The organism is Paenibacillus sp. 10L310 (assembly GCF_056395745.1).
In genome coordinates, this window is the sequence record NZ_JBFTKC010000009.1 from 173,234 (window position 1) to 186,533 (window position 13,300).

Consider the following 13,300-nt stretch of genomic DNA (forward strand, 5'->3'; position numbering starts at 1 on the left):
ACTTAACCTTCCCTTCTGCCTAATCCCGCTCTGTCGTTTTTATCTTAGCATGTTAGATTACGGTGATATTTCTTTCATTTTAAGAATTTCTTATACGATTTTAAGTAAAAAAGAAACCTACATCCTAATTGATTGCTCAGTAGCAGTCAGATAGAATATAGGTCTTCCAAGTGTTGCAAGAGGACTTATCAATTATAAAGGCGGCTGCACCAATAACAACTTTCCAAGCTGAATGACGGTTTGATCATACCAAGCTGGATGTTGCCGAACATGTTCCATACCTCGTTCATTGCCACTTGCCTCAAACACGGCCGCTTTGTCAGTTTTCTCGTGATCGATCTCGAAGAGAACTGTATGTTTCCCATTTGTTAGCTCCGGCAAGAAAATATATTGATTTCTATTATGATCGTTGTAGAGCGTGAATCGATCAATAAGGAAGGGTTCTCCTCCATCCACCGACACCTTCAATCGGCCAGAATCCGGCCCCCCGATATCAAATAAGCCGATGTGGGTTCCCTCAAACTCCACTGTGATCGCCTCTCCGGCATCAACTGCTCGCCATAATCCGGGGAACAACCAATCATACTCACGTACTAAAGGAAAATCATCAGAGGTCATGTAAGACCACCCTGCGGAAAAATGAGTAAGACGATCCAGTGGCAACATGGTTGCATACTCCCAAGGATTGGCCGGGACCAAGGGGTCCTGCGGCAAGTGATGTTCGACTTTTCCCACGTGATCTCGAAGTTCTCTGATTTTCTCAAACGACCGGGTGATTGTATCGGTGTAAATCTGATGTCCTTTGGGGATCGTTGGATGGATCGAATCATGCGTGAAAATAACTGCTCCGGGGATGGATACGTCTGCCCTTGAAGTAAAAATAAGCTTTCCATCCGAAACCAATTGACTGACCGCTACGCCCAGATGAATCGAAGGAATGCCGTAATAGTCGGCGACTTCCTCTTGCATAAGAGCGCCCTTCTGGTATTCGCCGGATTGAAATGAGGTCAAATCCCGCTCCTTGATCGTATATACAAACAGGATATCGATAAACCGGCTGCGCTTGCGAATCTGTCGGACAATGCCTTCGATCCGCGCCTTGGATTCGGGAACTCCGCCATCGTTGCCAACGAATTCAACAAATACGAGATCAGGCTGATGACGAAGCACATCTGTCTCTAAACGGGCGCAGCCGAGGTCCGATCCTGTCCCATCAATGCCTGCGTTCACAGCGTGGATATCGGCATGGGGATATTGCCCTTGCAACCAATCCGCCGTCATGACCCTATATCCTTTCGAACGTGTATTACTACCGCCGAAATAAACGATGGTCACGGTTTCTCCATTTTCCAACTTCTGAATGACATTAGGTAGCCCTCTTCGTGGGAAAAATTCCTTCATCACGACTTCACCCGCCCTCACTTAGCGTTATTAGGAGCATAAAGTTTTACAGCAAACACTTCATAATAAGGCGAACCATACGTTGCACAGAAATCAAACCGGATGTGGGTTACACCTTGTGCAAACACCTGATGTTTGTTCAACGAAAGATAATTCCCACGGACTTTAATTTCACTCTCGGTTCCGTCTTCCAAAGTTAAAGTCACATCATAATCTTGAATCAACGACTCGATTGGATCGTCGAAATGCTCCAAATTCAGCTGCGAATTAAAAACAAGATGGATTTCATCCAGATTCTTGGGGCTTGCAAAACCAAATTCCAACCATTCCTGTCCTTCCGTACGTTCAGAAATCCAGCCGTTAGGCAGACCATAAGGTCTGGAGAAGCCGTTGACGACATTCGCGGGATTATACATATCCTGGGATGGTTTTAGATCCTTGAAGCAAATGCTCTTGTTAAGCTTCTTCAGTCTGGACGGCTCTTCCGGCTTATAAAGGAAGCTCACCGCTCCTGTCATTTTCTCCTCATTGCTCTGTACAGTAAGGCCCGTCGTACCTTCCAATACGATGTAGATTTTGTCGTCTGCTGGCTTCTTGCAGTTGAGGTCCAGTGTAATCCAGTCATCGTGACCCGCTGAAATCACCAAGTTGTAGCCCTTCAGCTCGCTGGTGGGAATATAGTTTTCCTTTCGATCCCCGCCAAACAGCTTCACTTGCAACGTTTCCGAATGCTCGGAACTATTTTTAATTTTGATCTGCACGCTTTCTGCTACGGATGTCTGGATCGGCAAGACCAAACATAACGCTTTTTCCAAGGAGATCTCTTCGGTTGGATGAAGTTGTTCATAGCTTCGCTGAGACGATGCACGTATCGTTAATTCGTCAGCAAAATAAGGATCTAACGGCTCTTGGAAGCCTACAATTGTTTGCCCGTCTCGAAGCAACTGCGCCTGAAGCTCACCCATATGCGCTTTGACGATGGCCGCAGGGTCTGTATCATATTTTACGCTTAACGCAGCAGCCGTTCCTACCGCCTGCCCCATACAACCACAAGTTGCCATCACCCTTGTAGACCCAAAAGCCACATGAGTAGCGCTTATATTACGGCCAGCGAACATGAGATTAGGAATATTGCGTGAAAATAAGCTGCGAAAAGGGATATTATACAATCCCGGAACAAAGTTCCACGCGGTAGCCGGCCCTTCATCGTAGATGCCTTTATTTGCATGCAGATCCATATACCAACCTCCGACGGATACCGCATCTTCGAAATGAGTCTTTGCTGTAAGATCGTTCTGAGACAGCATGTGTTCCCCTATAAAACGTCTCGACTCCCGCTTTCCCGGAATCGGGCATACATAATCCAGGATAAGGTTGTCTACATCATCAAACTCACCGCTATTTTTGATATAATCCCATATCCCGTATACCAATTTCCGCAGTTCCAATGCGATGTCTTCATTATTCTTGATAATATCCATATGTCCGCCGTATTCCAGCCACCACAATCCGCCAAGCCCGTTGATTTTCCTTGGAAAAGATCGATGGTTTAATCCTTTTTTGATACTATCAAAAAACTCCAGCTTCGTAATATCATACGCAAAGCCTGGCCTTTTGTAAGGAACGGAATAGTTTACGTCACGGGCTTGAAACAGAATCGTATCACCCATCGTGTAATGATCTGCCACTTCTGGAGCGAGCTCCTCCTGGTATTCATGCTTCGCCTCTCTTCCCCATCGGAAGTGAGCACCTGCTTGGTATCCAACAATTCCATCACCGGAGCAATCGATATAGGTTGGGCTTTCAAAACGAAATTTTCTTTCGGAAGCCAATTGAAGGCCCTCCACCCATTGAATTCTGCCGTTCTCCATGCCCGTTTCATGCACACATGTATTCAGAAATAGAGAAATGTTGGGCTCATCATACACCATGTCAAGCAAGACCGTATCCGAAAGTGAAAGCATAAGTTTTTTGTTGTATAACGGATTATAATGAAAGATCTTCAGTTTGAGTTCTTCCACCAACCCGCCTTCGCGAGCATAATAGGATGGACTATTTCCGAGATATGCAGACCCGTTAATGTGAACTCTGACCTCGCTGCTCGCATTTCCCCCCAGAACCGGTCGATCATTAATAAGTGAAACGTGCAGACCTTGGCGTGCGGCAGCAATGGCAGCACATATCCCGGCAATTCCTCCACCTATGACGGTTACATCTGATTTCATAAGCTCCATTTTGATAACCTCCATGATTAGATGCTCCTATCATGGTAATGGTTTTGACCCCTTTTTTTTTACAGGATTTCGCGAAAAAATCATACATTTTTTTGTATCCTTATTTGAATTCCTACCGTGTCATTTTTATCCGATATTGCTTAGGTGTATCCCCCGTATATTCTTTAAAAAGTTTGCAAAAGTACCCTTCATTGACGATACCTACCTCCTCGCACAATTCCAATAAAGAATAATCCCGGACATTTAACAACTCTAGAGCGAGGTTGATTTTTTTACGGTTAATGTAGCTAATCACGCCTTCGTTCATTGTTTTTTTGAATAAACTGCTAAAATACGATGGCGCTAAATTCACTTCCTCCGCAATTGCCTCCAGCGTTAAGCGTTGTTTCAGGTTTGTCTCTATATAATGCATAGCACTCATAATTTCTGCACGATGTAACAGTTGGCCCGCATGCACGTATTCGAATGTGAAGTCGCCAATATAGGCGAGTTGCTCCTGAAAAGCCATAAATTCCATGGGGAAGTCTGGAACTTCCGTGGCCATCTTATTCCCTGATTTAAACTTCACGGTAATGTCTCTGTACAAGTCTCTAATCATTGGCGCCATGATAGACTTGTGAATTTTATGGTCCGTAACAAATTGCGACAGATCGGCAAGTGCATTATCCAGCTCTTCCTTGGAAATCTTCCTCTTCAGCCGTATAAGAAAATCAGCCAGCTTCTGTTGAAAATCTGCTTTTTTGTCATTATGGTATTGGAACCGATGCATCGGTGTTTTTACGACTTTTTCGGTATGATAATAGAAATCCTCACTCACATTTTTAGCTTCCGTGTACGCCTGTTTGATCGATTCCCAACCTCGGTGTGGACTTCCAAAAGCGACAGATACCCTTTTATTCAAATATTGATGCAAATGAGAGATGATCTGCCCTCCCAAGGATAAACAAGCATATTCCGTTTCCATATCACTGCGGTTATTTTCCCAAGATAAAAAGCCAATAAAACGATTATCGGAGAGATCCGCAGCTACGCCACTGCTACCATTCATCACCGTTTCTTCGATGATATTTGTTATCGCATACTTCAAGATGTTTTGATCTGCGGCCGCGTATTCATTTCGGAAACTTTCATACGTATTCATCTCAACGATGAAGCAGCAATAGTTGGCTTGAAAGAAATGAAACTGCATGCGATTGGCAAAATCCGATGCCCGATGAGAAGGAATTTCACCTCGGATCAATTCGTTAAAAAATTGCTTGCGGACTCTGTATTTATTTTCAAGCACGGATACGTTTAATGAGTGAAACTCCGCCTCTTTTTTCTCAAACTCATTTAAAATTCCGGCTGCCTTATCCAACGCTCGATTCAAATCGGCTTCCCGCAGCGGAACCTTTACAATGTACTCTAATACGTTGGCTTGAATCGCTCGCTGAGCGTATTCGAAGGATGAATAGGCGGTCAGCAGTATGTATTGGGTATGGGGGAGCTCCGCCTTGAGCTGCTCAATCATGGAGATTCCGTCCATTCGCGGCATTACAATATCGGATATGACGATATCCGGTTTAAGTTTTATGATCTCCTCGATCCCATTCAGCCCATTATTCGCTTTTCCCACCAGAACAAAACGTCTATCCCTATGAGAGAGCTCATTAAAAAACAATTCCAATCGTTGAATGATCAGGTCTTCATCGTCAACAATGAAGCAGGTATAGTCTCTCCCCATTATGCATCTCCTTTTGGCAATTCTGCCGGGAATACAGCGCGTATACGGGTTATTTCCTTAGGTATGCTAATGATATCCAACCCGAATTGATTTCCGTAGTGGAGTCTTATTCGCCCATGAATATTGTTCAGCCCGATTCTTTTTCTTTTTACTTCCTCTTCACTCGGTTCTGAGATTAAAATATGCTTTATTTTATCAGCTGGAATTCCCTCACCTTGATCAACAACTTCGATGATGACGATGCCTTCCTCCCTGTATGCATGAATCGTAATTGGCCCCTCAATTCCCCCTCCGTTATAACCATGGAAGATACTATTCTCGACAAGGGGCTGCAGTAGCATCCGGAAAACTGGGAAATCCATCAGTCCTGCTTCGATAATTTCAATCAAGTTGAAGTTTCGGTTATACCGAATGTTCTGGATCTCGATATAGTCCGCAACATTGCGTAATTCCTGGCGTAGGGAAACCTTCTCAGATGCATCGTCTATCCCATACTCCAATAATGAAATGAGCGACCCGATCACCACATCTACTTTCTCTATTTGTCCGAGACGTATCACATTGCTGATTGAACCAAGTGTGTTATACAGAAAATGAGGGTTAATTTGAGACTGTAACACCTGAATTTCCAGCTTCCGCTCAAGTTCATTATGAAGTTCAGCTCGGCGAATCAGTTCAACAATTTGCTGAAGCATACGATCGAATGCTCGTGAAAGATCGCCAAACTCATCGTTTCGATTAATCGTAACTGTTGTTGTAAGGATGCCTTGTTCCACCTGCTTCATTTTTGTTTTGAGYGTATAAAGTGGTTTTCTTATATATTTGGCAACCAAAAAAGAAATGAACAAACTTAAAATAAGACCTGCAGCGAGAAGCTCGAGGTAATAGGTTTCCAATCTGGACAACGCTGCTTTTAAGCGTGATTCATCGTTGATCGAAATGATGGTCCAGTTGAATTTCTCCGTTGGTTTTTTCAAAAGGGAGACCGGAATACCATCGTTGGTATACAGTTGAAGGTTTGTTTCTGTTGTATCCAGAATTTCTTCCGCTGACGTCTCTCCGATCGAAAAAGAATGATCTTGAATATTCAGAGGTCCTTTATTTTCAGAAAATCCGGCAATGATCTTACCTGACGCAGTGATCAGAGCCAGATTCATTTGTTCCTGTTTATTAATCTTGAACAAGGTTTCCTCAATGGCATTTAGATCCAAATCAACCGCAATGGCCATAGGAAACGGAGCACCGTTCAGATATCGAACCATCGTAACGGTCCAGCCGGAATACTTCGATTTGTAAGGTTCACTCACAAAGGTAGTCCTTCTATTCTTGTCAGCCGCATCAAATAAAGGTGCTCTTTCAGATAAAGGTTCATCGAATATTCGAGTAGGTGTACTTCCACCCAGAATGGATAAATCACTTTTGATCAAATAAATATTACTGACATAAATACTGTTGAGTTCATACAGCTCCCTTAATTGCTTTTTAATCACTTCGGTATTGTTAATGTTGGCTTTCACTGATGTTTCAACTGAGAAGAGAATTGTCTGGAAGGAGGAAAAATTAACGGTAAAATACTGGTCAACCTTGTCTAATATTTGATTGGTGTAAAAAATGTCATTGGTTCTTATTTCCTTTTGGACATAGCGATAAGACAATTGGCTTATCAAGATGATGCAGCCTAATACAAAGGCAAACACGATAAAAAATAATTTTAAAGGCAAGCTGATTCTTCTTCGCATCCATCATCTTCCTTTTAGTTCCGTTTTAAACTAAGAATAGCATATGCTAATAAAGAGAGGGGCTACGAATAGCCACTCTCTTCGTTTATTTTTACTTGATAAGGCCGGCTTCTTTAAATTGCTGGATTGCTGTTTCCTTATATTTCTGCATGTCAAACTTGGTATCCAGCGTCTGGAGGAAATTGTCCCAGTTGGAAAGAGGCTCTTTGCCCGTCATAAATTTAACCAAGCTTTCATTAATGAAACGTGTGCGGTCAGCATCCAAGGTATCGCTAGGGTCAGGGGTCAATAAATTTCCGGGCAGCGTTGGCCCCACATATTGCTGATTGTCCTTGAAAGCTTCCGCCGTCTTCGGATTCTGGAAGCTGAAGTACTCTGCATCATCACCACGGCGTGGCATTCTATAATGATCGACCCACAGGTACTTCTCTTTCATTTCCTTTGATAATTCGGAGGTTTTATTTTTGATCTTGCCGTCTACAACATCCCAATGGATGCCTTTGATTCCGTATGCAAAGTTTGGATAAGCTTCTTCATCCGTAAAGAGATAATTCAGCATGGACAAGATCCGAATGATTTTATCCTCGTCCGCTTTTGCGGATATGGCCCATGAATTACCTTGGAATGATTTTCTCTCTACAATTTGATCACCGTAAGGACCTTTCATCGGAGGAATAACGATCCATTCCGGCACCTCGCCACTAATTTCTTTCATTTTCTGCTGATAGTCCGGCTCCAGTCTGCGAGCATCTCTAATCATGAAGCCAACTCTACCCTTAAACATCTTTTGGTCCAACAGATCAGGCGAATTCATCGTCACCCAGTCCGGGTCAACCACCTTGGCTGCCATCATTTTATTAATGTAAGCAAGCGCCTCTTTCATTTTGGGATCGATAAACAGAAATACCGGTTCATTATCTTTTATCTCAACGGCTGAAGGAGGATTGACGCCAAACATCCACATCAAGCTATCAAAGCCATAGGTTTGCAGATTGCCTTCTTTATTCATACCACCGATGAATCCGTACGTATCGTTTTTTCMATTCCCATCCGGATCTTTCTCTGTAAAGGCTTTCATAACTTCGAACAACTCATCAGGTGTCGTTGGTACCTCCATATTCAGCTTTTTCAGCCAATCGTTGCGGATGAAGAAGCTTCGACTGATACCGTTTACATTATCATAGCCTGGAACTCCAATGATCTTCCCTTGATAGGACATTGCCTCCCATGAGTCGGTGCCAAATCGTTTCTGTAGTTCAGGGAATTGGTCCAAATACGGTGTTAAATCCGCAAGAACTCCTTGGTCGTAATATTGCGCAAGATCAGCACGACTTTTCAAAAAGATCAAGTCTGGAATATCCCCGCCTGCAATGAGTGTATTCAGTTTGGTTGTTGCTTGACCAGCCTGAGGAATCATCATCTCCAAGTCGATGTTCATCTCTTCTTCCAACATTTGGCGTTGAATATCTTCATCACGTGGAGGTACCGGAGCAGCAGCATTAAAAGTGCCTTGGTTAAACATTGAGATTTTCATTTTGGTTGCAAACTGCCCTTGCGAATTACTCGAAGTTGTCGATGTAACTTCTTCATTCCCCCCACATCCTGACAAAAGCGTTCCAAGTCCTAAGATTGCCGACAGAATAGCAAATGAAATCTTTTTACGCTGCATATTGACCTCTCCTTTGCTTGTATATTATCACGGTTTCCCCGTAATAAGTTAGGTTGGAACACCTTTTATCCTTTAACGGATCCCAGGAGTACACCTTTGGTAAAATGCTTTTGCAAAAATGGATAAACGATCAATATCGGGACTGTAGTTACAACTACTGTAGCCATCTGCACAGCGAACGTACTGACAGCCCCGGAATTGGCGAGCGAATCAGCGCTTTGAGTTGCAACGTTAAGCAGAATGTTGCGCAAAATCACTTGAAGTGGCATGTAGTTGGAATCATTGATATATACAATAGCATCAAAATAACTGTTCCAATGCCCGACTGCGTAAAATAAGGAAATGGTGGACAGGACGGGTAAGGACAGGGGTAAAATGATCCGCCATAACGTCTGAAGTTCACTGGCACCGTCTACCCTCGCTGATTCCTCAATTTCACCAGGTAATTGTTCAAAAAAACCTTTGATGATCACCAGATTAAATGCACTAATGAGATTTGGAATAATCAATACCCAAGGACTGTTTAACAATCCCAGAGAGCGGATTAGTAAATAAGTCGGAATTAATCCCCCACTGAACATCATGGTAAACACAATGAAGAGTAAAAACGGACTTCTTCCGGGCAAATATTTTTTGGATAACGGGTAGGCCGCGATTACCGTAAAAAACACATTTAACGCAGTCCCTACAATCGTTCGAAATAACGTAATTTTATACGCCTGCCAGATCCCATGAGAAATGAATACTTCTTTATAGGCCAGAAAGGTAAAGGACTCTGGTATAATCACAATCCCTCTTCTTAATACTTCCGATTCTGGTGTTACGGAGACAGCAACCACATATAGAAAGGGTAGCACGCACAGTAGGGATAATATAATAAGAACTACATAAACGACGGTTTGCCAGACTTTTTCCCCGATTGTCATATGGATCATTCTAAAGACCACCTCACCAGATTTGCCCATCGAATTTTTTGGCGAGCTTATTCGCTGCCAACACTAAAGCAAATCCGATGACAGCTTTAAACAATCCTACAGCCGTAGCCAAGCCAATCTTAAGACGTTCCAACCCTTCGCGGTATACCCATGTGTCGATAATATCGATCTTCTCCTGGTTAAAGGTGTTGGCAAACATGAATATTTGGTCAAAACCCGCATCCAGGATATGGCTTAATTTAAGAATCAGCATCAGAATAATGACTCCTCGAATACCGGGTAACGTGATATGCCAGAGCTGTCTCCATTTGGATGCACCATCCATTCGAGCCGCTTCATACAAGCTTGGATCGATTCCTGCCAAGGCGGCAAGGTACAAAATCGCCCCCCATCCAATATCCTTCCATACTTCAGATAAGATGATCAGCATTCTGCCCCAGGCAGGTTCCGTTAGAAACGAGATGGGTTCAACACCTAAATCCTTCAAAATCATGTTAAAGAGACCATCGCCTGGGGCTAGTAATGCTACCATAATTCCATACACAATGACCCATGATAGAAAATGAGGTAAATAAGTGATCGTCTGTACGATTTTCTTAAACCATTGGCTATACACTTCATTGAGGAGTAAAGCAAGCACGATGGGCGCGGAGAAACCAAACAATAGCTTATACAGCGATATGACGATCGTATTTTTCATGATGTCCCAGAAATAAACGCCGTTCATAAAATCGGTAAAATTTTTGAATCCCACCCATGGGCTATCCCATAGTCCCAAAGCCAGGTTGTAGTTTTTAAAAGCAATCATAATTCCCGCCATAGGAATGTATTTGAATACCGCAAAGTAAATTAAAGCTGGTAATAAGAGAGCATACATCACTTTGTGCTTTTGTATCGTCCTTATCCATGTCTTTCGCTTTTTGGAGATGGGAATGGCGTCCGCTGCCAACTTTGCTTGCATTTCATCACCTCGTCTTTGTTTGTATTTGTATAATAGCACCCACCTATCGGATAAATTTCTGAAATATCAAGAATTTCTTATAAGATTTTAAGGAAGTGTGCCTGGCTCGTTCCAACAGCTAATCCCGGCAGGTGAGACAAGAACTGTTCTACTAAAATAAAAAAAAGCCGCTATAATAGCGACTTTCAAATGCCGTATTTATACTTCTCCCCAAAAAATCTCAGTTTCATAATCGAATTCAACAATTATTGTTCATCGATCGTCACGCTCCCATCACTATTTTGACATCCTATATACTGGCTTCAGTAATAGCTTCAAAATCTTACTGCCCCAAAAAGCAAATACCGTCGTTCCGGTCCATGAGCTGCGCTTATCTTGGCTGTATTGATCGTTGATCATATAGGTTCGAGTCGAAATAGGACTCTTCAGACCGAACTGTTCCCATTTCTCGGGATCATTCGAACCTCCAAGTTTTCTAAGCATATTTGCCGACTCATGATCTATTTTAGCTGGAATTTGCTCGAATGCTTGGGTGATTTGCGTATGAAACTCGTCGATTGGGTTACGACTGGTAATGCTCTCGAGATGAATGCTTTCACGAATGTAAGAAACAAATGCCAGATGGTCAGCCCAGAACTCGTCGATATAAAAAAGCCGTACACGCCGCTCCGATGGACTCATCAGTCTCTCAGCTTTCAAAATTCCGAACCGTTCTTCATATAGAATTCGCCTCTGATCCTCCACCATATCCGAATAACAGTTCAATTCCCGCTGAATATCGAAGTTTTGACCTATAATAACGTGCTGGATATGCTCGATTTTGCTGTGGAGCGCCGGATCATCAAGAACCTCGTCCTGATTTGGAGCGCGAAACAGTTTATGAATGCCAAAGCGAAGCATCAACTCGTCCTCCAGGCTAATATAAAATACGGAAGACCCAGGGTCACCTTGGCGGCCGCAACGTCCGCGCAACTGGTCGTCAATCCGCATGCTTTCGTTCACATATGTACCTATCACGTATAATCCGCCCTGTTTGGCAACCACTTCTGCCTGTGCGGGATTACCGCCACCGAGACGAATGTCGACGCCGCGCCCTGCCATATTCGTAGATACCGTTACCGCGCCTATTTCTCCCGCTTTAGCGATGATTTCGGCTTCTTTTGCATCGTTTTTGGCATTCAGAACCTGGCAAGGTACGCCAGCAGTGGCAAGCGCCTCCGCCAGCATATCAGATTCCTCGACGCTTGACGTACCAATAAGAATGGGGCGTCCCATCCTGTGGACGGAAGAGATTTCTTGTACAAGCGCCTTATATTTGGCTTCTTTATGGGTGTAAATTCGGTGTTTGTGGTCAATCCGTATGTTTGGCTGGTTTGGCGGTATTTGCACGACTTGCAACGCATAGATATCCTCAAATTCCATTGCTGAAGCATGCGCCGTAGCCGTCATTCCGCAAATTCCCGAATACAGGCTAATAAAGTGCTGAATGGTGATCGTGCCGAGAATTCTCCCGCCGGCCTTCCACTGTAACCCTTCTTTGGCCACCAGCGCAGCTTGCAGCCCGTCCGGCAAATATCTGTTCTCGGCCACACGGCCGGTGTGTTCTTCGATTAGCTCAATTACACCGTCCCGGACGATGTAATCGACGTCTTTTTTTAATAATGATTCCACATGTAGCGCACAATTCAATGACGTTAACCAATGGCTGTTATGGCTATCGTACAAATTGCCACAACCCAGCAGCAACTCTGCTTTTGCAGCACCCGCTTCATTCAAGTAAACGTTCCGCTGGAACTCGTCAAAATCGTAATGCTCTCCTGGCTGCAGCTGCCGGGCCACTTCTGCGAAAAGAACGCCATCACTTTTGGAAGCACTCGAATCGCCACTAATGACTAACGGCACTCGTGCTTCATCAAGAAGCAATGAATCTGCTTCGTCAACGATGACGTAATGGAAAGGACGATGCACGGTATCAGCCTCATTAAATGCGATTGTGTCGCGCAAATAATCGAACCCTGCTTCTTTAGCTGTAACATAGGTTATGTCCTTGGCGTAAGCTTCCCGTTTCTCGAACAGGCTCATGCCCGCTTGAACCGAGCTTACCGTTAACCCGAGGAAGCGATAGATCGGTCCCATCCACGCTGCATCTCGATTTGCCAAGTAGTCGTTAAAAGTAAGCACATGAACGCCTTTGCCTGTCAAAGCGTTGAGATAAACAGGCATAACAGCAGAGAGTGTTTTTCCTTCACCGGTATGCTGCTCGATCAAAAATCTTTCGTGCAAAGCGATAGCAGCCATAATCTGGACATCATAAGGCTGTAATCCGAGTGTTCTCTTCGCAACCTCGCAAACTAGAGCATAAGCATCAACAAGCAGATCATCCAAAGGCTTGCCTGATCTTGCTTCTTCTTGCAGCCGAAGAGATTCCGCTTGCAGGTGCTGATCGTCCCAAGTTTCCAAATTCCGTTTCCTTATAAGCTCCACTCTGTCTCGATAATCTTTCAACAAACGCCGGGTATCGCGCTCTTTGAATTCACGTATCAACTTGACGACTACATTCATCGGATTCTGATTCCTCCATAGTAGAAATAAGTTGTGAAAAGAAAAGACTCCATATGGAGTCTTTTCTGTCGATGAT

The 13,300-nt window shown here is 43.7% G+C and carries 8 protein-coding genes; all 8 read right to left on the bottom strand.

The genetic code is table 11. The features are described 5' to 3' along the window. Nucleotides 1–192 precede the first annotated feature (192 nt). The 8 genes from AC1DE7_RS19665 to AC1DE7_RS19700 all read right to left on the bottom strand — a co-directional run bounded on the left by AC1DE7_RS19665 (nt 193) and on the right by AC1DE7_RS19700 (nt 13,224). Complete coding sequence (locus AC1DE7_RS19665) at nt 193–1,401, bottom strand: SGNH/GDSL hydrolase family protein (RefSeq protein ID WP_477535047.1); 1,209 nt, start codon at nt 1,399–1,401, stop codon at nt 193–195. A 17-nt stretch (nt 1,402–1,418) separates the two neighbouring features. Next, the gene (locus AC1DE7_RS19670) at nt 1,419–3,650 is read right to left on the bottom strand and encodes an FAD-dependent oxidoreductase (RefSeq protein ID WP_477535013.1); all 2,232 of its coding nucleotides are present in this window, start codon (nt 3,648–3,650) and stop codon (nt 1,419–1,421) included. A 97-nt stretch (nt 3,651–3,747) separates the two neighbouring features. After that, a complete protein-coding gene (locus AC1DE7_RS19675; RefSeq protein ID WP_477535014.1) occupies nt 3,748–5,358 on the bottom strand; it encodes a response regulator in 1,611 nt (536 codons plus the stop codon). Continuing rightward, nucleotides 5,358–6,875 carry a sensor histidine kinase gene (locus tag AC1DE7_RS19680; RefSeq protein WP_477535015.1) on the bottom strand — a complete coding sequence of 506 codons (1,518 nt, stop codon included), beginning with the start codon at nt 6,873–6,875 and terminating at the stop codon, nt 5,358–5,360. Before AC1DE7_RS19680 ends, AC1DE7_RS19675 begins: the two co-directional genes overlap by 1 nt. Nucleotides 6,876–7,188: 313 nt before the next feature. Then, the gene (locus AC1DE7_RS19685) at nt 7,189–8,766 is read right to left on the bottom strand and encodes an extracellular solute-binding protein (RefSeq protein ID WP_477535016.1); all 1,578 of its coding nucleotides are present in this window, start codon (nt 8,764–8,766) and stop codon (nt 7,189–7,191) included. Between the two features lie 65 nt (nt 8,767–8,831). Then, nucleotides 8,832–9,701 (bottom strand): carbohydrate ABC transporter permease, encoded by an 870-nt coding sequence (locus AC1DE7_RS19690; RefSeq protein WP_036615551.1) that lies wholly within the window; start codon nt 9,699–9,701, stop codon nt 8,832–8,834. 13 nt (nt 9,702–9,714) lie between these two features. Continuing rightward, nucleotides 9,715–10,662 carry an ABC transporter permease gene (locus AC1DE7_RS19695; RefSeq protein WP_036615554.1) on the bottom strand — a complete coding sequence of 316 codons (948 nt, stop codon included), beginning with the start codon at nt 10,660–10,662 and terminating at the stop codon, nt 9,715–9,717. 276 nt (nt 10,663–10,938) lie between these two features. Further along, on the bottom strand, nt 10,939–13,224 hold the full coding sequence (locus AC1DE7_RS19700) for a preprotein translocase subunit SecA (protein WP_477535017.1): 2,286 nt from the start codon (nt 13,222–13,224) through the stop codon (nt 10,939–10,941). Nucleotides 13,225–13,300: the final 76 nt, after the last annotated feature.